Raw genomic sequence first — 22583 nt, forward strand, 5'->3', positions numbered from 1 at the left:
ATCTTGCGCATCTGGTCACGGAACGGGCACACAGCTTGACGTGCCCGGGCCCTGGGGCAGACTGGGCTGGGACTCGGACGCGATCCCGGCACAACCCATACTGATCTCGGCACGTCCGCAGCCGCGCGTGCCATGGGGCCGGCCACCTGCCGCAGGTGCCGGGACCCACGACGTTGAGTAACGTCTGTGCACGTCAACACGCCATGCGTCGCCGCACGGACGGGCACGGCAACAGCCACGAGGTGCGGCGCGCCGCAAAACGTGCGCGGGAACAGCGCGCCAAGGGGGAAGCGGAACCATGAGCCAGGACGGCGCTCAGAACCGGTACGAGGGCCGTTCGGTCGGCGGTGGACGCTACCAGCTCCGTGATCTTCTGGGCGCCGGCGGCATGGCGTCCGTGCACCTCGCGTACGACAGCGTGCTGGACCGCGAGGTCGCGATCAAGACGCTGCACACCGAGCTGGGACGCGAGCAGGCGTTCCGCGAGCGCTTCCGGCGCGAGGCCCAGGCCGTGGCGAAGCTCACGCACACCAACATCGTCTCGGTGTTCGACACCGGCGAGGACACGCTCTCCGACAGCGCCACCGGCGCGGGCGACGGCGCCATGATGCCGTACATCGTCATGGAGTACGTGACGGGCCGGCCGCTCCGCTCCGACCTGGACGACGACATCGCCCGGCACGGCGCGATGCCCACCGAGAAGGCGCTGAAGATCACCGCCGATGTGCTGGCCGCTCTGGAGGCCAGCCACGAGATGGGGCTGGTCCACCGGGACATCAAGCCCGGCAACGTCATGCTGAACAAGCGCGGCATCGTCAAGGTCATGGACTTCGGCATCGCCCGCGCCATGCAGTCCGGCGTCACCTCGATGACGCAGACCGGCATGGTCGTCGGCACCCCGCAGTACCTCTCGCCCGAGCAGGCCCTGGGCCGCGGCGTGGACGCCCGCTCCGACCTGTATTCGGTCGGCATCATGCTCTTCGAACTGCTGACCGGGCAGCTTCCCTTCGACGCGGACTCCCCGCTGGCCATCGCGTACGCGCACGTCCAGGAGGAGCCGCCGGTCCCCTCCGGCATCAACCGGTCGCTGCCGCCCGCCGTGGACGCGCTCGTCGCCCGCGCGCTGAAGAAGAACCCCAACGAGCGGTTCCCGACCGCCGAGGCGATGCGGGACGAGTGCCTGCGCGTCGCCGGGTCGGGCCGGCCCGGCGCGACACCGCTGATCATCAGCGAGGGTCCGCGCGCCCGCACCAGCGGCTCCTCGGTGGCCTCCGCGGTCTTCCCGGCCGCGTCCGCGAACGCCGCGGGGCCGCACACCCCGGCACCGCCGAACGTCCGGACGCCGTACCGGCCGACGCAGGCCGCGCCCCAGGCGGGCCCGCAGGCAGGCCCGCCGATGGGGCCGTCGATGGGTCCCGGCCCGTCGGCGGCCGGCGGACCGGGCTTCGGGCCCACCGCGCCGTCCACGCCGCCGCCGGCCAACGCCTACCGGGCGCCGGCGCCGGTCCCCTCCCAGGGCCCCGGCCCGGCCCCGTACAACAACAGCTTCCAGACTCCGCCGCCGTACGCGGGCCCCTCGGCCCCCGCGCCGACGCCGGCGCCGGTCGGCCCCGGGTCCGGCGGCAACCGCCCCGGCGGCCGCGGCAACACCCCGGTGATCGTCGTCTCCGCCATCGTCGGCGTGGTCGTGGTCACCGCGATCGCCATCGGCATCGGCCTGAGCGGCGGCAGCAGCCACACCACCCGCCGCACCAGCCCGTACACCTACTCCCCGTCGCCGTCGTCCTCGGTCAAGGGCGAGGACCCCACGGCCACGATCTCCACCACGCGCTGCACCGACCCGGCCAAGAGCTACAGCCAGAAGGGCAAGGTCTTCCTGCCGTCCTTCTACGGCAAGAACCTGGACTCGGTGAAGCGGTGCCTGGACGCGGCCGGCTGGCCGTACGACGTCTCCGAGCGCAACAGCTCCATCTACGGCAAGAACACCGTCATCACCCAGTCGCCGATCTCGCTGTGGGACCCGAAGGGCGGCGAGAAGATTCACCTGACCGTGTCCACGGGGCGCAGCTCGTAGGGCGGGGCGCAGCTCGTCGGACGGACGCAGCTCGAAGGACGGGGCGGGCGCCCGGTCGGCCCTGATCGGTTCTGATCGGTCCTGATCGGCAGTGACACGGGAGAGGCCCGGCGCGCGGGATGCGCGGCGGGCCTCTTCCTATGGCGCTTCCTGAGTCAGGGGTGCGGGTGGGGCTTCCCGTGTCGTCAGGGCGGTGGGTCAGCAGGGCAGCAGGTCAGCAGGACAGCAGGTCAGTCGGGATACGGGGGACGGTTCGCGGGTTAAAGGTACGGACCGGAGCGGGCGCCGCCCTGGCCGGGCGCGGCCTGTTCCATGTCGTCGGACGGCACCGCGCCGGGCGGCAGCGCGCGGCGCATCTGCTCCAACTGCGCGCGGGCCGCCATCTGCTGGGCGAACAGCGCGGTCTGGATGCCGTGGAAGAGGCCTTCCAGCCAGCCGACCAACTGGGCCTGCGCGATCCGCAGTTCCGCGTCCGTGGGCACCGAGTCGTCGGTGAACGGCAGGGACAGCCGCTCCAGCTCCTCGACCAGCTCGGGCGCCAGGCCGTCCTCCAGCTCCTTGACCGAGCTGGAGTGGATCTCCTTGAGGCGCACCCGGCTCGCCTCGTCCAGCGGTGCCGCCTTCACCTCTTCGAGAAGCTGCTTGATCATGCTGCCGATGCGCATGACCTTCGCGGGCTGTTCGACCATGTCCGTCACGGGAACCTCGCGGGACTCGTCGTCGCCGTCCCCGCCACCGGAGCCGGCGCTGCCGAGAGCCATTCCGTCCGGGCCGACAACCAGGACGTGCGGGCTCTCCTGCGACCGTTCGTTCATCGGCATATCCATGCCGCCATTCTCTCGTACACCTGACTAGGAACGGTTGTGCCCTGGGAGAAAGGTGATCCAACCTCGGGGAGCGGACAAGCTTTGGGCCGAGGTCGCTGACCCGGTCACGAGCGCCGCAGGCGCAGGGCGATGAAGGCGAGCCCGAGGCCGGTCAGTGCCATACCCGCGCCCAGGGGGAGGACCCGGCGGCCGCTGCCCGGCCCGGTACCGGCGTACGGGGCCGGTGAGGCGGCGGAGGCGGCGCCGGGCACCGCTCCGGGCGCGTAACGGGAGGGGCCGTGCGAGCGGGCGGCGGACGCCGTCGGCGCGGGGGCCTGGAGGGGCGGCAGGGGCACGTAGGGGCGATGGGCGAGGCGCCCGGCCAGATCATCCCGGCGGGTGGCCGAGGGGGCGGGAGAGGCCGTTCCAGGGCGTCGTGAGGTGGCAGCGGGGGACGGGGAGCGGGACGCGCGGCCGTCCGGGGCCCCCGCACCGGCCGAGGGAGCGCCGGGGGCGGACGGGTGAGCCTCCGACGGCAGGGCCGGGCCGGCGGAGCCCGGACCGGAACCGAGCAGCGGGCCGAGCGGGGCCGGGAGGAGGGGGATCAGGGGGTTGGCCTGGTTGAGCGAGATCAGGGGGTCGGTGGGGGTGTGAGGGGTGTGGCTCTGGGAGTGGGAGGGGCGCGAGTGGGTGGAGGTGGGGGCGTTCGGTCCTGATTCGGGGGCGGGGCCGGTTCCGGCATCGGGGGCCGCTCCGGGACCGGTCCCTGTACCGGTTCCCGTTCCGGGGGCCCTCCCGGTTCTCGTTCCGGGGGCCCTCCCGGTTCCCGTTCCGGGGGCCCTCCCGGTTCTCGTTCCGAGGGCTTGGCCGCGGCCGGAGGCGTCGCGACCGGAGGCGTCGCCGCCGTCGAGCACGGCCGTCTTCGGTGTCATGGCCGACGCCGTGGCCGCCGACGCCGTTCCGCACGGAAGGGGCAACAGCGTTGTGGCGAGCACCAGACCGGACGCGAGGTGGAGGCGGAACCGGTGGGGGCGGGTGGCCGAGGGTTCCGGAGACGCCGGATACGGAGCCGTTGGTTCCGGAGTCGGGGCCGGGGCCGGGGCCAGGGCCGGGGCCAGGGCCGGGGCCAGGGCCGGGGCCAGGGCCGGGGCCGGGGCCGGGGCCGGGGCCACGAGTTCTGGGGTCACGAGTTCCGGAGTCACGCCCATGACCTCCCGTGGCCTGCGGAGTCGCCGCCTGATCTCCTCAGCGTCACACGGAGCGTTACCGGCGGCATCTCGGGCGTATCGGGCATACGGCCAGGGGGTGATGGCGGCGCGGCCGGGCGCGCGGTGGTGCCGAGTCGACGGCACCACCGCGGCACGCCCGGTGCGGCCGGTTCAGACCGTCAGGACGACCTTGCCCACATGGCTGCTCGCGTCCACGATCCGGTGCGCCTCGGCGGCCTCCGCGATCGGCAGCGTACGGTCCACGATCGGCCGGACCCGGCCGTTCTCGACCAGCGGCCAGACGTGTTCCCGTACCGCCGCGACGATCGCCGCCTTCTCGGCCAGCGGACGGCCGCGCAGCGAGGTGGCGGTGACGGCACCGCGCTTGGTGAGCAGCGCGCCGAGGTTCAACTCGCCCTTCGCACCGCCCTGGAGGCCGATGATCGCGAGCCGTCCGTTGGTGGCCAGCGCCTTGACGTTCCGGTCGAGGTACTTGGCACCCATGATGTCCAGGATGACGTCCGCGCCCTTGCCGTCGGTGGCCTTGCGCACCTCCTCGACGAAATCCTGGTCCCGGTAGTTGACGAGGATGTCGGCGCCCAGTTCGGCGCAGCGGGCCAGCTTGTCGGCGCTGCCCGCGGTGACCGCGACCCGGGCGCCGACGGCCTTGGCGAGCTGGATCGCCATCGTGCCGATGCCGCTGGAGCCGCCGTGCACGAGCAGCGTCTCACCGGGCCGCAGGTGGGCGATCATGAAGACGTTGGACCAAACGGTGCAGGTCACCTCGGGCAGTGCCGCCGCGGCGGCCATGTCGAGGCCCTTCGGTACGGGCAGGAGCTGGCCCGCGGGGACGACGACCTGCTCCGCGTACCCGCCGCCCGCCAGCAGCGCGCACACCTCGTCGCCGACCGACCAGCCGCTGACCCCCGGGCCGAGGGCCTTGACGCGGCCGGCGCACTCCAGGCCGGGGTACGGGGACGCGCCGGGTGGCGGGTCGTAGAAGCCCTGGCGCTGGAGGAGGTCGGCGCGGTTGACGGCCGTGGCCGCCACCTCGACCAGGACCTCCCCCTCGGACGGTTGCGGGTCGGGCACCTCCGCCCATACGAGGGCGTCGGGACCGCCGGGTTCGGGAATGGTGATCGCACGCATGGCCGCGAGGCTACTCCGCCAGTCGCGACCTCGTACGGAGGCGGTCGGGGGGCGCGCTTCCGGGAGACCGCTGCCGGAAGGTCGCTGCCGGGGGGGGCGCCCCGGGGGCGCTTCCGGGAGGGCGCTCCTGGGGGCGCTCCTGAGAGGCTGCGGCCGGGAGGGCGCTCCTGGGGGCTGCGGCCGGGAGTCTCTTCCGGGGGCGCATCCCGGAGGTCGATTCCCGGGGCGCGCTTCCGGGAGACCGCTTCCGGGGGCGTCAGTCGTCGCGGCGTACGGGTGCCATCGAGGAGACCCCCGTGCCGGGGATCATCGGCTTGACGCCGGGCTTGGTCGGCCCGTCCTGCTGTTCCGCCTGCGCGGCCCGGACGATGGTGATCACCCGGTCGGCGGCCTGCAACGGGCTGGCCGCCGGATCGTCGTACCCGAGCAGCCGGTGGCCGCGCAGTACGGAGACGATCAGGTCGTCGGTCTCCCGTACCGACTTGCCGACCTCCGCCTTCACCACCGGGCGCTCGATCAGGTCCAGCCCGCTGCCCTGCTGGATCAGGTCCTCCAGGACCGTACCGGCGCTGGGGCTGTGCACCGACAGGCCCAGCAGGCGGCCGGCGGCGCTGGCCGAGGTGATGACCATGTCGGCGCCGGACTGGCGCAGCAGCGGCGCGTTCTCCTCCTCGCGCACGGCCGCGACGATGTTGGCCTTCTTGTTGAGCTGGCGGGCGGTGAGCGAGACGAGGACGGCCGTGTCGTCGCGCTGGGTGGCGATGACGACCTGACGGGCGCGCTGGACCTCGGCCCGTACCAGGACGTCACTGCGGGTCGCGTCGCCGACCACGCCCGCGAAGCCCTCGGCCACCGCCGAGTCGATGACCTTGGGGCTCGGGTCGACGATGACGATGCGGTCGCGGGTCAGGCCCGTCGCGCGCAGGGTCTGGGCCGCGGACCGGCCCTTGGTGCCGAAGCCGACGATGACGGTGTGGTCGCGCAAGGCGTTTCTCCAGCGGTTCAGTTGCCACTGCTCGCGGGTGCGCTCGGTGAGGACTTCGAGAGTGGTCCCGACCAGGATGATCAGGAAGAGGACTCGGAGGGGAGTGATGAGCAGGATGTTCAGCAGCCGCGCACCGTCCCCGTACGGGACGATGTCGCCGTAACCCGTGGTGGAGAGCGTGACGGTGGCGTAGTAGACGCAGTCGAGGAAGTCGACGGAGCCGTTGGCGTTGTCGTGGTACTCGTCGCGGTCGATCCAGACGATGGCCACCGTCGCGACGAGCACCAGCAGGGCCATCAGGAGCCGGCGCGCGACCTGGCGCAGCGGCGCCACCGGAGTGCGGCGGGGCAGCACGATGCGGTAGCTGGACTCCTCGGGAACCTCGCGCGCCGCGGCATCGTGGGTGGGGAGCTTCATGCGGCGCCTCCGCCGGTCGGGTCGGTGGTGCCGAGGGGGTCGGTCGGGTCGGTGGGGTGGGATGAGGTGGTGGGGCCGGGCGAGTCGGTCGGGTCGGATGAGGTGGTGGGGCCGGTTGAGTCGGTGCGGCCGGGTGAGGTGGTCTTGGCCGGTGGGGTGATCTTGGCCGGTGGGGCGGAGCCGGGGGCGGGCGGCCGGGCCGGGGAAACGTTCGAGCGGGGGGCTGGGGTGGCGGGTGCGTGGGGTGTGGCGGGTGCGTGGGGCGCGTGCGGTGTGTCGGGCGTGGCGGTGGCGGGTGCGTGGGGCGCTTCGGGTGCCCAGCCCGTCACCATGTCCGCCGTTCCGTCGGCCGTCCAGGGCAGGTCGAGAAGTTCGACCTCCTCACCGCGTGCCGCGCCGCCGGGCGGTACGACCGCCATCGCGTCGGCCGCAGCGATGCCGCGCAGCATGGCGGGTCCGCTGAAGCGCAGCGGTACGACCGCGCCGCCGTCCCCGTCCAACTCGTCGGCCGCGGCGTCCCGGAAGGCGACCGGCACCAGCCGCGTGTCGTGCGGGTGGCCGGGCACGCCGGCGGTCAGGGGCGCCCGGTAGGAGGGCAGCCGGCGGCGGGCGGCGAGCGTACGCAGTGCCGGTTCCGCCAGGGTGAGCAGGCCCGACACGGCGGCGAGCGGGTTTCCGGGCAGCCCGACCAGAAGGCGGGCGGGGGCACCGGCGCGGATGGTGCCCGACGGGCCCTCGGGGCTCGGGTCCGGGTGGTGCGGGAGGCGGGCGAGGAGCATGGGGTGCCCGGGGCGTACCGCGACGCCGTCCACCAGTACCTCCGCCCCCAGCCTGCGCAGCGTGGGATGGACATGGTCCACGGGCCCGGAGGCCGTGCCCCCGGTGGTGATCACCAGATCGGCGTCCGAGGACGCGAGCGCGTCGTACAACACCTCGGCATCGTCCCCGAGATGGCGTGGCGGCCCGGGCTCAGCACCCAGCGCGCGCAGCCACGGGGTGATCATCGGGCCGAGCGCATCCCGGATCCGGCCCTCGGCGGGCAGCCCGGAGTGTGTCAACTCGTCGCCCAGCACGAACACTTCGACACGCGGCCGGGGATACGCGGTCAGCGCGTCGTACCCGGCGGCCGCCGCCAGGCCCAGCACGGCCGGGGTCACCAGGGCACCGGCGGGCAGGAGTTGATCGCCCCGGCGGCACTCCTGGCCGCGCGGCCGGATGTCCTGGCCGGGCGGCACGGGAGCGGGCGCGTACAACTGCGCGCATCCGTCGGCCCGTTCGCGCACCTCGCCGTGCTCGCTGCGCAGTACGGCCGTGGCGCCGGGCGGGATGCGCGCGCCCGTGGCGATCGGCACCGCGTCACCGTCGGCAACGGCTTCGGACGGCTCGTGACCGGCGAGGATGCCGTGTTCGCGCTCGTCCGGACGGGTGCGGGCGGCGAGGTGCCAGGGGCCGGGCCCGGCGACCGCCCAGCCGTCCATGGCGGACGTGTCGAAGGACGGCAGATCGGTGAGCGCGGTCAGCGGCTCGGCGAGGGTACGCCCGAGCGCCGCGCCGCCGAGCGGGCAGACGACCGGGGGCAGCGGACCGTACGGGGCACGGGCGGCGATCCTGCGCGCCGTACGCCACGGGGTCGGCGCGGGACGGTCGTGCCGGGCGCGTCGGCCGGGGTGTCCGGTGTGGCCGGGGAGACCGGGGGTGTCGGCGGCAGCGGCGGGGGTGGCCGGCGGGGGTGCGGGGGTGGAGGGCGGGGTGGCTGAGGCGTTGGGGGTCGGTGACGGGGTGGCGGGGAGGTTCGGGGTCCCTGGGGCGGCGGGTGGGTCGCCGGCGTGCCGGGCTGGGGACGGGGTGTGGGGTGCGGGTGAGGGGGCGTCCGCGCTTTCGGGGGCGCGCGTCGGCTCCCCGCGCGCTCCCGCGTCCGACGCGGTGTTCCACGGTGTGTACGGACCCAGGCGCGGGTCGTCGTCCAGTCCGGTACCGGCCGTCGGCGCCTTCCCGCCCCGACCGGCCTCCCGGGTCGGCTCCCGGTCCTCGAAGATCCACGCGTAGCCGTCGTCGAAGACCGGCGCGTAGCCGTCGTCGGAGGAGGCCCGCGCACAGTGGTCGTCGGAGGCACGTGCGTAGCGGTCGTCGGAAGCGGCCCGCACGTAGCGGTCCTCGGAGGAGGCCCGCGCGTAGCCTTCGTCGCAAGCCCGCGCGTAGCCGTCCTCGGAGGAGGCCCGCACGTAGCCTTCGTCGCAAGCCCGCGCGTAGCCGTCCTCGGAGGAGGCCCGCACGTAGCCCTCGTCGGAGGCCCGCGCGTAGCCGTCCCACGCATAGCCGTTGTCGACAGCCCGCGCGTAGCCTTCGTCGGAGGCCCGCACGTAGCCGTCGTCCGAGGAGGCGGGCGCGCGGTCGCCTGCGGAAGGCGGCGGCGCGGAGCTGCCCCCAGGCCTCGGCGCGGAGCCGCGACCGGAAGCCGGCCCGTACCCGTCACCGGGCTCCGGTGCCCGGCCGGCACCGCGATACGGCGACCGGCCGTCCCCGTACCGGCTCCGCTCACGGCTGCCGTCGTCATAACGGCTCCGCTCGCGCCCGCCATCGCCGTACGGGGTCCGCGCACGTCCGCCGCCGTCGTTCCGCCCCGCCGGCGCACGGTAGGCGTCGGCGTCGCGGCCGGACGGCCGCTGGGCATCGCGGCGCGGCACCTCGGCGGAGCCGCCGTTGGCCAGTGCCAGCGCGTCGTCGAACTCCCCGTCCGTCATTCCGCCGGCTTCACTTTCGGCTCGGCCCCGGGCGCCGCCTCCGGCATGGCGCCGGCGGATTCGGCCTTCTCGGCGGACTCGGCGGTTTCGGTGTTCTCGGCGGTTTCGGTGTTCTCGGCGGTTTCGGTGTTCTCGGCGGACTCGGCGGCCCAGCGGTTGGCCAGCGCGGCCACCTTCTCCGCCAGAGCCGGCACGTCCCGGCCCTGCTGAGCGGCGGCGTAACCGACCAGGAACGTCGTCAGCGGCGCCGCCGGCCGGGCCACACCGTGCGCGGCGTCGCGCGCGAGGTCGAGGAGTGCCGCCGTGTCGACATCGAGTTCGATGCCCAGTTCGGCCTTGGCTGCGGTGATCCATTCGTCCAACACGGTTCCATGCTCCCTGATGCGGGCGCGTGCCGCTTCGATGTCCTCCCAGGTGTCGCAGTCGAAGGACGCCGTGTCCGTCGAATCGGCCACCCGGCACAGATCCAACCGCGCCACCAGCGCCCGCAACGGCAGCCCGGCGAGCGCCTCGTGCGCACTCCGTACGGCGTCCAGCGCGCGGCGCAGCGCCCCCGCCCGGTAAGCGGCGACCAGCGGCTGGTCCCGGCCCTCCGCGTCCCGCAGCAGCGCGCCATCGGTCCCGTCCTCCGCGGCCGCCGCGAGCAGCGACCGTACGGTCCCACCGGTCAGGAACGGCAGGTCGGCGGAGAGCACCAGCACCACCGGCGCCGTGGTGTGCCGCAGCCCGGCGTCCAGCGCGGCGAGCGGCCCACCACCGGGCGGGGCTTCACGGGCGTACACGACCGGCCGCACGGTGGGCCGCCGGGGCCCGACGACGACGGCGGTCGCCGCGTCCGCACAGGCGTCGAGCACCCGGTCCAGCAACGCCCGGCCCCCGACGGACACCGCGGGCTTGTCCACCCCACCGAGCCGCCGGGCGGCACCCCCGGCGAGCACGATGACGTCGTACGGCACCGGCTCACCCCGCGCGCCGACACCACCCTCGGTGTCGTCACGCGGGTGCTGATCGTGAGCGGACCAGCCACGGGCAGACCGGCCACGGACAGCCTCATCGCACCCGGCCCGGTCGTGGGCGACCTGGCCGGGGGCGGCCCGATCGCGGGTGGCCTGGCCGCGGGCTGCCCCGTCGTGAGCGGTCTGGTCGTGAGCGGCCCGGTCGCGGACGGCCTGGCCGTAGGCGGCCCGGTCGCGGGTGCCCCGGTCGTGAGCGGTCTGGTCGTCGGTCACCCCTTGAGTATCGCCGGGCCCGTCCCGATCACCGACCCAGCCCACCCCGGTCACCGCCCCGGCCCGTTCCCATCACCGACCGGTCCCGTCCCGATCACCAACCCGCCCCGCTCACACCGTCCGCAACAACACCGCCGGCCGCTCCACACAGTCCGCGACGAACCGCAGGAACCCTCCGGCGGTCCCCCCGTCGCACACCCGGTGGTCGAAGGTGAGCGACAGTTGCACGACCTGGCGTACGGCCAACTCCCCGCCGTGGACCCACGGCTTCGCCGTTATTCGGCCCACGCCGAGCATCGCCGCCTCGGGGTGGTTGATGATCGGCGTGGAGCCGTCGACCCCGAAGACGCCGTAGTTGTTGAGGGTGAAGGTGCCGTGGGTCAGCTCGGCGAGGCCGAGCCCTCCGGTCCGGGCCGCCTCGGTCAGCCGGGCCATCTCGGCGGTCAGCCCCTCGGCCGTGCGGCGGTGCGCGTCCCGTACGACCGGCACCACCAGCCCGCGCTCGGTCTGCGCCGCGAAGCCCAGGTGGACGGCGGGCAACCGCACGATCTCGTTGGCCTCCCCGTCGACGGTGGCGTTGAGCTGCGGATACCGCGCGAGGGCAGCCGTACAGATCCGGGCCAGCAGGGCGAGCAGCGACACCTTGGCACCGCCGACGGCATTCATCTCCCGCCGCGCGGCGAGCAGTTCCGTGGCGTCGGCGTCCACCCAGCACGTCGCGTCGGGGATCTCCTGGCGGCTGCGCCGGAACTTCTCCGCCGCGGCGCCCCGCATGCCCCTCAGCGGAATGCGCTCGGCCTCCGGGGGAAGCCCCACGGGCTCTCGCCCGTGGCCGCCTCCGTCGCCGACCGGGCTACCCGCCCCGGCTCCGGCCACGACCGGGGTTCCGGCTCCGCTCCCGGCCGTCGCCTCGACTCCAGCTCCCACTCGGGCCCCGGCCTCCGCCTGCACCGCGCCCCGAGCACGCACCGCCCGCTCGACATCCTTACGAAGGATCAGCCCCTCCGGGCCCGACCCCCGTATCTCCCGAAGGTCCAGCCCGTGCTCACGCGCCAGCCGCCGGACCAACGGCGAAACGACCGGCACCGGCCCACCGGGGACGCCACCGCCACGCACCTCACCCGGCCCCGGCCCCTCACCCGCCCCGGCCCCTGTCCCCTTTCCCGCTCCCGCTCCCGCTCCCGGCGACACCCGCTGAGCCACCCCGGCCCCGGCACCACCAGCACCAGAAGCCCCCGCACCTGCGCCCCCTGCCTCAGCCCTCCCAGCACCGGCGCCGGCACCTCCCGCCCCCACACGCCCCGCCGGACGAACCCGCCGCCGACGCCCCGCCGCGGCGCTCGTCCCGTACCCGACCAGCACATTCCCCGACCCCTCGGCCGCACCCCCACCGGCCTCTCCACGCCCCCCGGCCTCAGCGCTCCCACCAGTCTCAGCACCCTCCCCAACCTCTGCACCCGTACCGCCACCCCTTCGGGCCCCCCGCTCTTCCCCGGAGACCTCACCCGCCGCGCCCGCCCCCTTCCCGGGCGTCCGGCCCGCTTCCGTCCCCGGCCCGGCCACTGCCGGGGCTCCGACCGCCACCGTCAGCAGCGGCGACCCCACCGGCAGTTCCGCACCCTCGTCGCCGAACCGCGCGGTGACCACGCCCCCGTACGGACACGGCACGTCCACCAGGGCCTTCGCGGTCTCCACCTCGACCACCGGCTGGTCGACGGCGACGACCTCGCCGACCTCGACCAGCCACCGCACCACCGTCGCCTCGGTCAGGCCCTCGCCCAGGTCGGGCAGCGTGAACTCACGGACCACGGCCATCAGTCACCGCTCCCCTCGGTCCAGTCCGACTCCCACTGGAGCCGGCTGACGGTGTCCAGGATCCGGTCGACACCCGGCAGGTGGTGGCGCTCCAGCATCGGCGGCGGATACGGGATGTCGAAGCCCGCGACCCGCAGCACCGGCGCCTCAAGATGGTGGAAACAGCGCTCCGTGACGCGCGCGGCTATCTCCCCGCCGGGGCCGCCGAAGCCGCTGGACTCGTGCACGACGACCGCGCGGCCGGTGCGCCGTACCGAGGCGCAGACCGTCTCGTCGTCGAAGGGCAGCAACGAACGCAGGTCGAGGACTTCCAGGTCCCAGCCCTCCGCCGTGGCCGCTTCGGCCGCCTCCAGGCAGACCGGCAGCGACGGGCCGTACGTGATCAGCGTCGCGCTGCGGCCGGGCCGCCGGATCTCCGCCCGGCCCAGCTCGGCCACCGGCTCCGGGGCTTCGGGGGACCAGTCGGCGCGCGACCAGTAGAGCCGCTTCGGTTCGAGGAAGACCACCGGGTCGTCGGAGGCGATGGCCGCCCGCAACAGGCCGTACGCGTCGGCGACCGTCGCCGGGGTGACGACCTGGAGGCCGGGGGTGGCGAGGTAGTACGCCTCGGAGGAGTCGCTGTGGTGCTCCACGCCACCGATCCCGCCGCCGTACGGGACGCGGATGGTCAGCGGCAGCGGCATCGCGCCCCGGGTGCGGTTGCGCATCCGGGAGACGTGGCTGATCAGTTGCTCGAAGCCTGGGTAGGCGAAGGCGTCGAACTGCATCTCCACGACCGGCCGCAGGCCGTACATGGCCATACCGACCGCCGTGCCGAGGATGCCCGCCTCGGCGAGCGGGGTGTCGCCGCAGCGCTCCTCGCCGAACTCCTTCACCAGGCCGTCGGTGACCCGGAAGACCCCGCCCAGCTCGCCCACGTCCTCGCCCATCACATGGACGGCCGGGTCCGCGGCCATCGCGTCGCGCAGCGCACGGTTCAGTGCCTGCGCCATGCTGGCGGGCTTGCGTGTGGCCTCCGCCGCTGTCACCGTCATGGCCGCTCCTCCCCCGCCGCGTCGTCCGCCGTCGCCCGGCCGGCGCCTTTTCCGGCGAGCGTGCCCGCGCCTTCTCCGGCGTCCGCCGCCTCGACCGCCAGCTCGGCCCGAAGCTGCGCCGCCTGCTCCCGTAGCTGGCCGGTCTGCTCGGCGTAGACATGCGCGAACAGATCCATCGGGTCCAGGGCCGGGTCCTGGTTCATGCGGTCCCTGAGGTCGGCGGCCAGCTCCTCGGCACCGTCCCGGGTCTGCCGCACGAAGTCGTCGGTGAGCAGGCCGCGCTCCGTCAACTCATGCTCCAGCAGGGCTATCGGGTCGTGTCCCCGCCACTGCTCGACCTCGGCGTCGGTGCGGTAGCGGGTGGCGTCATCGGCGTTGGTGTGCGCCTCGATGCGGTACGTGAGCGCCTCGACGAGCGTCGGTCCCCCGCCCCGGCGCGCCCGCTCCACCGCCTCGCCGAGCACCTCGTGCAGCGCCGGCGCGTCGTTGCCGTCCACCAGGCGGCCCGGCATGCCGTACCCGACGGCCTTGTGGGCGAGGGACGGCGCGGCGGACTGCTTGGCGAGCGGTACGGAGATCGCGAATCCGTTGTTCTGGACGAGGAAGACGACCGGGGCCTGCCACACCGCGGCGAAGTTCAGCGCTTCGTGGAAGTCGCCCTCGCTGGTGCCGCCGTCACCCACCATGGCGAGCGCCACCACGTCGTCCCCCTTCAGGCACGCGGCGTGCGCGAGGCCGACCGCGTGCGGGAGTTGGGTGGCCAGTGGGGTGCACAGGGGAGCGATGCGGTGCTCGCGCGGGTCGTATCCCGTGTGCCAGTCGCCCCGCAGCAGGGTGAGGGCCTGCACGGGGTCGAGCCCGCGGGCCACGGCGGCGAGGGTGTCGCGGTAACTGGGGAAGAGCCAGTCCCGCTCCTTGAGCACCCGGGCGGCGGCGACCTGGCATGCCTCCTGACCGGTGGAGGAGGGGTACACCGCCAGCCTGCCCTGCCGTGTCAGGGCCGTGGCCTGGGCGTTGTACCGGCGGCCGCGCACCAGGTGCCCGTACAGATCCGTCAGCAGTCCGGCGTCGATCCGGGCCGCGGCAGCCGTGCCCAGCAGCCGGTACGGCTCCGCGTCGGGCAGGAGGGGCGCGGGGTCCACGCGGGGGCGCCACGCGGGCGGTGGCGCGGGCTGGTGGCTCCCGCTCCTCTTGCTGCCGCGCTGCTCAAGAACCGTCATGACGAGCACCTCCTTGGACTTCGGAAAAGAGTGGCGCGGAGCGCCTCGCTGGGGGGGCGGTGAGGGACGACGGGCGGGTAAGGAACGAACGGGGCGGGCGACCGGCCCGTCCCTACCGATTGTTCGGTCGCCGGCACATTTTGGCTACAGGCGGGCTCAGCCTGTGGACAATCGGTTCTCCACAGCCTGAGATGAGGACAGGGCGTCCACACAGGGGAGGCGAGGCGGTATGCCGGACGAACAGATGGCCAGTAACGGAGGACATCGCCCCTTACGCCCCTTGGACACCATCGACCGCGCGATCCTGAACATGCTCCAGGCCGACGGCCGGGCCTCGATACGCTCCGTGGCCGAGCGCGTACACGTCTCGCGCGCCAACGCCTACGCGCGCATCAACCGTCTGATCGACGACGGCGTGATCCGTGGCTTCAGCGCGCGCATCGACCAGGAACGGGCCGGTCAGGGCGCCTCCGCCTATGTCACGCTGAAGATCGTGCAGAACTCCTGGCGCACGGTCCGCGCCCAGCTCACGGCGCTTCCGGGGGCCTCGCACATCGCCCTGGTCAGCGGCGATTTCGACGTCCTGCTGCTGGTGCACACCAAGGACAACCAGGAGCTGCGGGAACTGGTCCTCACCCGTATCCAGTCGATCCCGGAAGTGCTCAGCACCCGCACCCTGCTCGTCTTCGAGGAGACCGACCTGGGGGCCGAGCAGGGATAGCGGAAGGCGCGGCTTCCAGGCCGCGCCTCTCGGACCCGCCCGGGGCCCTGCCTCAGGTCCGCAGCCCCGCGAACGCCGTACGCACCACGGCCTCCGCGACCTCTTCCCTGCTCGCCGAGCCGCCCCGGCCCGGCCGGTACCACTCCACGATCGAGTTGATCATCCCGAAGAGCAGCCGGGTCGCCAGCCGTACGTCCACGTCCGCGCGCAGGTCACCGTCGGCCGCGGCCTGCTTGAGCAGCTCGGTGACCTCGCCGTCGAACTCCCGTCGGCGCTCCATGGCCCAGCGCTCCGTGTCCGTGTTGCCGCGCACCCGCAGCAGCAGCGTCACGTACGGCAGCTCCTCCATCAGCACTTCCGCCTCACGCCTGGCCACGTACTCCAGGCGCTCGATGGCCCGCCCCGTACCCGCCCCGGGCTCCTGGAGGACCCCGAAAAGCCCGTCCAGCGCCCGGCTTATGGCGCGGTGCAGCAGTTCTTCCTTGCTGCGTACATGGTGGTAGATCGAGGACTTGGAGATGCCGGCCGCCCGGGAGAGGTGCTCCATGGAGGTGCCGTCGTACCCGCGCTCGTTGAACACCTCGACGGCGACCGACAGCAGCGAATCGGGCGTGTAGGTGTCGCGCTTGGCCATGGTCATGATTAGAGCATCCGCCCGTTCGGCTTCACACTGCGGCGCAGCGCCCAGGACGGACCGTAGCGGCCGTTGGCGTACTGGTGACGCAGCGTATCCAGCAGATGCCACACCCAGTGCCGGCCGACGCGCCCGGCCCACTCCGAGGGCCCGCCGGGGTAGTTCACGCCCAGCCGCATGGCCGTGTCGATGTCCTCTCGGCTCGCGACCCCGCGGGCCTCGGCGTCCGCGGCGAAGTCCACGATCATCGCGACCGTACGGGCAACGACCATGCCCGGTACGTCGTCGATGACGCTGACCTCCTTGCCGAGCGCCTGGAAGAGGCCCACCGCCTCCCGTACGTCCTGTTCGGAGGTCTCCGCCCCGGGCGCGAGCGCGATGCGGGTCGCGGCCCGGTAATCCAGCGCGAGGTCGAAGCGGATCGCCGGACCGGACATGTCGCCCGTGGCGGGGTGGCCGTCGGTCAGCGCCAGGCGGACGCCGCCCGGCAGCCGGACGCAGCCCTCGTGCTCCCCCGGCGACCGATCCTGGGTGATCTTGATCCCGGCCTCGCCGATCAGCTCCTGGAGCACGGCGGCGGGCCCGGCGAGCTGCGTGTGCACCCTCACCGCCGCCGGCGCCGGGCACGGCGGCGCGGTGTGCGGCTGCGCTCCGGGGACCCCGTCGGCGTAGTCGTACCAGCCCCGCCCCGTCTTGCGTCCCAGCAGACCGGCCTCCACGAGGCGCCGCTGCGCCAGTGAGGGCGTGAACTTCGGATCGTGGAAGAAGCCCTCCCACACCGACCGGGTGACGGCCTCGTTCACGTCCTGCCCGATGAGGTCCATCAGCTCGAACGGCCCCATACGGAAGCCACCGGACTCCCGCAGCACGGCGTCGATGGTGGCCGGGTCGGCGGCCCGCTCCTCGTACAGGCGCAGGGCTTCCGCATAGAAGGGGCGAGCGATGCGGTTGACGATGAATCCGGGGGTGTCGGCGCTGCGTACGGGGGACTTGCCCCATGCCGCGGCCGTCTCGTACGCGGTGGTGGCCACCGAGGTGTCCGTCGTGAAGCCGCTGACGACCTCCACGAGGGGCAGCAGCGGCGCCGGGTTGAAGAAGTGCAGGCCGACGAAGCGTCCCGGCAGCCGGAGCGCGCCCGCGACGGCGGTCACGGACAGGGACGAGGTGTTCGTGGCCAGCAGGCAGTGTTCACCGACCACGTCCTCCAGGGCGGCGAACAACTGCTGCTTCGCACCCAGGTCCTCCACGATCGCCTCGACGACGAGTGCGGCGTCGGCGAGTTCGGGGAGTGCGGTGGCGGGGCTGAGGCGCGCGCGGGCCGCCGCGCGCTCCGCGGGTGCCAGCTTGCCCTTCTCCACCAGCCGGTCCAGGCGGCGCCCGATCGCCTCGGCGGCCTCGGCGGCCCGGCCCGGCAGGGCGTCGTAGAGCCGGACCGGGTGCCCCGCGACCAGCGCGACCTGCGCGATTCCCTGGCCCATGGTGCCCGTGCCGACGACCGCGACGGTGCGGCCCGCTTCGATGGCTGTCATGACGGCTGATCCTCCCCGACGGAGTTGTCCACAGGTTCGCCGGACCCTCTTGCCCCGACCGATCGTTCGGTTACTCTAGCCCCGTCGCCGAAATGGTGCCCAGCCCTGTCCTCGGATCTGTCGTCGCAGCGGCGTCGCGTTCTCGATGTGGCGTCCGCGCCACGGGGCTGGCGCATGGAGACGGCAGGCCCCAGCCGCACCCGACGAGGAGTTGGTCTCCGATGGCCGACGAACTGACCACAGCGCATCTGCTCGAAAAGCACCGCCCGACGCTCGACCAGGCGCTGGAGACGATCCGTACCCGCGCGTACTGGTCCCCGCACCCCGAGCACCCCAAGGCCTATGGGGAGAACGCCGCTGCGGACGGCCAGGCCGCCTTCGACGCCCTGCGCGGCAGGCGTTTCGAGCTGGACCAGCCCGGCACGGACGACTGGACGGGGGCGGAAGTCTCGCCGTACGGCATCGGGTTGAACATCAGCTACCCGCACCCGGACGCGGACGTGCTGCTGCCCGCGATGCGCGCGGCGATGCCCGCATGGCGCGACGCCGGCCCGCAGACCCGGGCCCTGGTGTGCCTGGAGATCCTGTCGCGGATCAGCGCGCGCACCCATGAGTTCGCGCAGGCCGTGATGCACACCAGCGGCCAGGCGTTCATGATGGCGTTCCAGGCGGGCGGGCCCCACGCTCAGGACCGCGGCCTGGAGGCGGTCGTCTACGCCTACGCGGAGCAGGTCCGCACCCCGGAGAAAGCCGCGTGGTCCAAGCCCCAGGGCAAGCGCGGCCCCCTGGAGCTGTCCAAGTCCTTCAAGGCCGTCCCCCGTGGCGTCGCCCTCCTGATCGGCTGCAACACCTTCCCGACGTGGAACGGCTACCCGGGCCTGTTCGCCTCCCTGGCCACCGGAAACGCCGTCCTGGTCAAGCCGCATCCGCAGGCCGTGCTGCCGCTCGCGCTCACCGTCCGGGTGGCGCGCGAGGTGCTCGCCGAGGCCGGATTCTCCCCCGACCTGGTGGCCCTGGCCGTCGACCGGCCCGGCGAGGGCCTGGCCAAGACCCTCGCGGTGCGCCCCGAGGTCCGCATCATCGACTACACGGGCTCGACGGAGTTCGGCGACTGGCTGGAGGCCAACGCGCCCCAGGCGCGCGTCTACACGGAGAAGGCCGGCGTCAACACGGTCGTCATCGACTCCACGGACGACTACAAGGGCATGCTCGGCAACCTCGCCTTCTCGCTGTCCCTGTACAGCGGTCAGATGTGCACCACCCCGCAGAACCTCCTCATCCCCCGCGACGGCATCACCACGGACGCCGGCCCCAAGTCGTACGACGACGTGGTCGGCGACCTCGCGACCGCCGTCGACAAGCTGCTGGGCGACGACGCGCGGGCCAACGCCCTGCTGGGCGCGATCGTCAACCCGCAGGTCAAGGAGCGGATCGAGGCGGCCTCCGGGCTGGGCGAGGTGGCCCTGGCCTCCCGCGAGGTGGCCAACCCCGACTTCCCCGACGCCACGGTCCGTACGCCGGTGATGGTCAAGATGGACGGCGCACGCAAGCTCTGGGAGGGTGCGGGCGCCGACGCCGCCTACCTGTCGGAGTGCTTCGGCCCCGTCTCCTTCGCGGTGGCCGTCGACTCGGCGGCGGACGCGGTGGACCTGCTGCGGCACACGACCCGCGTCAAGGGCGCGATGACGGTCGGCGCGTACACCACCTCCGAGGAGGTGGAGACGCTGGTGGAGGAGGCGTGCCTGGAGGAGTGCGCGCAGCTCTCCCTCAACCTGACCGGTGGGGTGTACGTCAACCAGACCGCCGCCTTCTCCGACTTCCACGGCTCGGGCGGCAACCCCGCGGCGAACGCGGCGCTGTGCGACGGCGCGTTCGTGGCCGACCGCTTCCGGACGGTGGAGGTGCGCAGGCCCGTGGAGGCGGGCTAGAAGCCGGCCGGCCCGGCCGCTCCGGTCCTCCCGGCCGCGGCGGCCGGGGCCGGGGTGCCGCGGGACATCCAGTGGAAGAGGCCCATGGCCACGCTCGTGGCCAGGTTGAAGCTGGAGACCCGCGCCTGCATCGGCACCGCGACCAGCGCGGTCGCCCGTTCCCGCAGCTCGTCCGAGATGCCCTGCCGCTCGGACCCGAAGGCCAGGATCGCGTCGTCGGGGAACGTCACGGAGCGGATGTCCGTGCCCTCCGGGTCGAGGGCATAGACCGGTCCGGGCGGCAGTTCCGGCAGCGACAGGCGCTCCACCGCGCCGGCGAAGTGCAGGCCGGCGCTGCCTCGTACGGCGTTGGGGTGCCAGGGGTCGAGCGAGCCGGTGGTGACCACCCCGGTGGCGCCGAAACCGGCCGCCAGGCGGACGACGGCGCCGATGTTGCCCAGGTTGCGCGGGTTCTCCAGCAGGACGACGGGGGCGGACCGCGGGGCCGCGCGGAGCCTGGCCAGGTTCGCCGCGGCGTCGGGGCGCACGGCGAGGGCGGCGACACCCGTGGGGTGCACCTTCGGCAGGAGCGTGCGCAGCGCCGCCGTCGGCACCTGCTCCGCCAGCGCGTCGAGGTCGCCGGTCAGATCGTCCGCGAGTTCCTCGGCGAGCGCCAGCAGGGCGGGCTTGTCGCTGGTCAGGACGTGCCGTACGGCCCCGCCGAAGCGCAGGGCGTGCTTCAGCGCGTGGAAGCCGTCCAGGAGGACCGCGGCCGGGTCGTCGGCGCTCGCGCGCCAGCGCCGTACCGGATCGTCCGAGGAACCGTTCTCGATCATTTCCCCACTATCTCAACCGTCCCGGGGGCGGGCCTCCGCCGCCCACGGTCACGGCGACATCCGCCCACCACCGCGAGTGACCGTCCCTGGGTCCGCCTCCGGGGCGCGTGGCTGCCCGCGCTCAGGACGTGCCGACGGCCGTCGGCCGGTCCCGCTCCCCGCCTCCCGTACGGCGGGGGAGCACCCGGTCGCGTACGGAGGTGACCCGGGCCCCCAGCCACACCAGGAAGACCGTCGGCAGGAACACCGCGTCCGCCGTGATCATCGCGAGCGAGAAGAACGGCAGGCCGAGCAGGAACGCGATCGACAGGTGCTCGCAGATCATCACGGCCAGCAGCACGTTCTTCAGACGGCGGTTGAAGAGGGTGAAGGGGAAGGCGACCTGCACGATCACCGTGCCGTAGGTGACCAGCATGATCATCAGGCCGTTGTCGGCGAGCACCCGGGACAGCTCCGGCCAGGGCGAGAAGTAGTCCAGGTGCATCGGGTAGTACGCGGCGGTGCCGTCCTGCCAGCGGGAGCCCTGGATCTTGTACCAGCCGGCCGTGGCGTAGATCAGGCAGACCTCCACGACGATCACCAGCAGGGCGCCGTTGTGCACCAGCTTGGTGATCATGTCGAGCACGACACGCGGCTCTCCGGGCGCGTACCGCCGCGCCGCCCACCAGGCGCCGTGGGCGAGCCACAGGACCCAGAACGTCAGGCCCCAGCCCACGTTCGGGAAGGGCCCGGGGCCGAACCAGGACAGACCGGACAGACCCAGGACCTGCGCGACGGCGAGGAACAGCCCCAGGGCCGACCACAGGACGACGCCGGTGATGTCGCGCTCCGGACGGCCGTCGGACGACCGCGCGAGCTTCGCCTCGCGGCGGGCGTCCAGCGACCACACCTGCCCGCAGCGGGTGAGCACCAGATAGAGGGCCATCAGATGGATGACGTTGTCGCCGCCGTCCCCGATGAAGATGCTGCGGTTCTGCAGCGAGAGCACGCCCACCATGAACAGCACCGACATGGTGCGGGTGCGCCAGCCGACCAGCAGCAGAGCGCTGACGACGACGGCGAGCCCGTAGACGAGTTCGAACCAGCCGCGACTGTCGGTCCAGGTCAGGATCGAGAAGGCCGAGTTGCCGTCCAGGAGCCGCCGTGCCATGTCGCCGCTCCAGGGGCCGTGCGGCCCGTAGAGCTCATGCCGGTTCGGCCACTCCCGCAGCAGGAAGAAGAGCCAGGTGGCCGCGAAGCCGATGCGGAGGACGGCGGATTGGTACGGGGCGAAGGCACTGCCCGTGACGCGCCTGAAGGCCCGCCCGAAGGCGCGCTCCACGCGCGTCTCATCGGTGCCGGCGGGCTGCCCGGCGACCGGACCAGGGGGCGGGGAGACGACGGGCCAGGCGGTGCGGGACGGGTCGGCGGAGGCTGCTCGCCCCGTCGGGCCCTGGGCGGGGACGGTCGTGGCGGGGGAGGCGATGGCGGGCCCGCCGGGCGTCAGCGGGGCGCCGGCTCCGGTACCGGTGGTGGTGGCCGGGGAGCCGGTTTCCGCCGTGCCCCCGGGCGTCTGCGAAGGCAACCTGCGCGCTGTCACTGGATCTTCGCTCCTTCGGGCAGGTCGTCTGCGGTGACCGGCCACCAGGGCAGCTCGCGGTACCTGGGCTTGTCACTGATCTTCTCCGTGCTCCACGACGGCGGGCTGACGGCCGTCGTCATCGAGCGGACCTGTATCTGCTCGACCGCGCCGCGCGCCGCCCACTGCGCACTCATGCGCTGCATCACGATGCGCCGTACGTACTGCTCGGACAGCTCGCCCCGCATCCCGGACGCGCGGTTCTGCGCGTCGTGGGTATTGAGGTAGTACTCCCAGGCGCGGCGGAGTTCGTTCTGCTGGGTGTGGCTCGGTACGAGGTTGTGCAGCAGGGCCCGGCCGTCGACGGCGGACAGGTCGGTCCAGCCGGTGGTCTCCCGGTCGTCGCCCGCGGTGCGCACCTGGGCCCGTACCTGCACCGCGATGTTCTGCTGCAACGGGTTGGGCGCGAACAGCTTCCAGTTCTGCTCGTACTCCGGGAAGACGTAGTCGTTGATCACTTCGCCGTGCTGCTTGCTCAGCGTGTTCGGCGGTGCCACGTGCAGGAACATCATCGCCAGGTGAATCGCGACGGCCAGCGTCACGGCGCCTGCCACGACGGTCACCACGATGCGTGACGGCAGCGAGAGCGCGGCTGGTGGCCGCGATTCGTCCCCGTATGGCTGCATTCCTGCCCCGTTCCCAGTTCCCGAGCGGCTTTTC

Annotated in this window: 17 protein-coding genes; 3 read left to right on the plus strand and 14 right to left on the minus strand. The window is 73.4% G+C overall.

Going from position 1 to position 22583, the window contains the following annotated elements; translation table 11 throughout:
* Nucleotides 1-298 precede the first annotated feature (298 nt).
* Nucleotides 299-2074, plus strand: coding sequence for a protein kinase (locus ACH4EB_RS08635; protein WP_398346651.1), 1776 nt, complete (start codon nucleotides 299-301; stop codon nucleotides 2072-2074).
* Nucleotides 2075-2334: 260 nt separating this feature from the next.
* Here ACH4EB_RS08635 and ACH4EB_RS08640 read toward each other — a convergent pair whose 3' ends face one another.
* The 9 genes from ACH4EB_RS08640 to pdhA form a co-directional block, all read right to left on the minus strand.
* Nucleotides 2335-2901 carry a bacterial proteasome activator family protein gene (locus ACH4EB_RS08640; RefSeq protein ID WP_398346652.1) on the minus strand — a complete coding sequence of 189 codons (567 nt, stop codon included), beginning with the start codon at nucleotides 2899-2901 and terminating at the stop codon, nucleotides 2335-2337.
* Nucleotides 2902-3005: 104 nt separating this feature from the next.
* On the minus strand, nucleotides 3006-3236 hold the full coding sequence (locus ACH4EB_RS08645) for a hypothetical protein (RefSeq protein ID WP_398346653.1): 231 nt from the start codon (nucleotides 3234-3236) through the stop codon (nucleotides 3006-3008).
* A gap of 1023 nt (nucleotides 3237-4259) precedes the next feature.
* Complete coding sequence (locus ACH4EB_RS08650; protein WP_398346654.1) at nucleotides 4260-5237, minus strand: NAD(P)H-quinone oxidoreductase; 978 nt, start codon at nucleotides 5235-5237, stop codon at nucleotides 4260-4262.
* A 256-nt stretch (nucleotides 5238-5493) separates the two neighbouring features.
* Nucleotides 5494-6639, minus strand: a complete 1146-nt coding sequence (locus tag ACH4EB_RS08655; protein ID WP_398346655.1) for a potassium channel family protein — start codon at nucleotides 6637-6639, stop codon at nucleotides 5494-5496.
* A complete protein-coding gene (locus tag ACH4EB_RS08660; RefSeq protein ID WP_398346656.1) occupies nucleotides 6636-9380 on the minus strand; it encodes a molybdopterin-binding protein in 2745 nt (914 codons plus the stop codon). Before ACH4EB_RS08660 ends, ACH4EB_RS08655 begins: the two co-directional genes overlap by 4 nt.
* The gene (locus ACH4EB_RS08665; RefSeq protein WP_398347056.1) at nucleotides 9377-10336 is read right to left on the minus strand and encodes an NTP transferase domain-containing protein; all 960 of its coding nucleotides are present in this window, start codon (nucleotides 10334-10336) and stop codon (nucleotides 9377-9379) included. Before ACH4EB_RS08665 ends, ACH4EB_RS08660 begins: the two co-directional genes overlap by 4 nt.
* Before the next feature lie 384 nt (nucleotides 10337-10720).
* A complete protein-coding gene (locus tag ACH4EB_RS08670; RefSeq protein WP_398346657.1) occupies nucleotides 10721-12424 on the minus strand; it encodes a dihydrolipoamide acetyltransferase family protein in 1704 nt (567 codons plus the stop codon).
* On the minus strand, nucleotides 12424-13458 hold the full coding sequence (locus ACH4EB_RS08675) for an alpha-ketoacid dehydrogenase subunit beta (protein ID WP_398346658.1): 1035 nt from the start codon (nucleotides 13456-13458) through the stop codon (nucleotides 12424-12426). The genes ACH4EB_RS08670 and ACH4EB_RS08675 overlap by 1 nt, the downstream gene beginning before the upstream one ends.
* Nucleotides 13455-14678: a pyruvate dehydrogenase (acetyl-transferring) E1 component subunit alpha gene (pdhA, locus tag ACH4EB_RS08680; RefSeq protein WP_398346659.1), complete on the minus strand. Its 1224-nt coding sequence runs from the start codon at nucleotides 14676-14678 to the stop codon at nucleotides 13455-13457. The genes ACH4EB_RS08675 and pdhA overlap by 4 nt, the downstream gene beginning before the upstream one ends.
* Before the next feature lie 229 nt (nucleotides 14679-14907).
* On the opposite strand from pdhA, the gene ACH4EB_RS08685 reads away from it, so the two are divergent.
* Nucleotides 14908-15399 (plus strand): Lrp/AsnC family transcriptional regulator, encoded by a 492-nt coding sequence (locus ACH4EB_RS08685; RefSeq protein ID WP_398346660.1) that lies wholly within the window; start codon nucleotides 14908-14910, stop codon nucleotides 15397-15399.
* A gap of 52 nt (nucleotides 15400-15451) precedes the next feature.
* On the opposite strand, the gene ACH4EB_RS08690 is transcribed toward ACH4EB_RS08685, so the two are convergent.
* Together ACH4EB_RS08690 and ACH4EB_RS08695 are read right to left on the minus strand one after the other, a co-directional pair.
* Nucleotides 15452-16039 (minus strand): TetR/AcrR family transcriptional regulator, encoded by a 588-nt coding sequence (locus ACH4EB_RS08690; RefSeq protein ID WP_398346661.1) that lies wholly within the window; start codon nucleotides 16037-16039, stop codon nucleotides 15452-15454.
* Nucleotides 16040-16041: 2 nt separating this feature from the next.
* Nucleotides 16042-17562: a 3-hydroxyacyl-CoA dehydrogenase gene (locus tag ACH4EB_RS08695; protein WP_398346662.1), complete on the minus strand. Its 1521-nt coding sequence runs from the start codon at nucleotides 17560-17562 to the stop codon at nucleotides 16042-16044.
* Nucleotides 17563-17783: 221 nt separating this feature from the next.
* Between ACH4EB_RS08695 and paaN the strand changes: the two genes are divergently transcribed.
* Nucleotides 17784-19490, plus strand: a complete 1707-nt coding sequence (paaN, locus tag ACH4EB_RS08700) for a phenylacetic acid degradation protein PaaN (RefSeq protein ID WP_398346663.1) — start codon at nucleotides 17784-17786, stop codon at nucleotides 19488-19490.
* Here the strand turns inward: paaN and ACH4EB_RS08705 are convergent.
* The 3 genes from ACH4EB_RS08705 to ACH4EB_RS08715 form a co-directional block, all read right to left on the minus strand.
* Nucleotides 19487-20305 (minus strand): TrmH family RNA methyltransferase, encoded by an 819-nt coding sequence (locus ACH4EB_RS08705; RefSeq protein ID WP_398346664.1) that lies wholly within the window; start codon nucleotides 20303-20305, stop codon nucleotides 19487-19489. The genes paaN and ACH4EB_RS08705 overlap by 4 nt on opposite strands.
* Before the next feature lie 121 nt (nucleotides 20306-20426).
* Nucleotides 20427-21884 carry an HTTM domain-containing protein gene (locus tag ACH4EB_RS08710; RefSeq protein ID WP_398346665.1) on the minus strand — a complete coding sequence of 486 codons (1458 nt, stop codon included), beginning with the start codon at nucleotides 21882-21884 and terminating at the stop codon, nucleotides 20427-20429.
* Nucleotides 21881-22549, minus strand: coding sequence for a DUF5819 family protein (locus tag ACH4EB_RS08715; protein ID WP_398346666.1), 669 nt, complete (start codon nucleotides 22547-22549; stop codon nucleotides 21881-21883). The genes ACH4EB_RS08710 and ACH4EB_RS08715 overlap by 4 nt, the downstream gene beginning before the upstream one ends.
* Nucleotides 22550-22583 lie beyond the last annotated feature (34 nt).

This window comes from Streptomyces sp. NPDC018045, from assembly GCF_044327445.1.
In the GTDB taxonomy this organism is placed as follows: Bacteria; Actinomycetota; Actinomycetes; order Streptomycetales; family Streptomycetaceae; genus Streptomyces.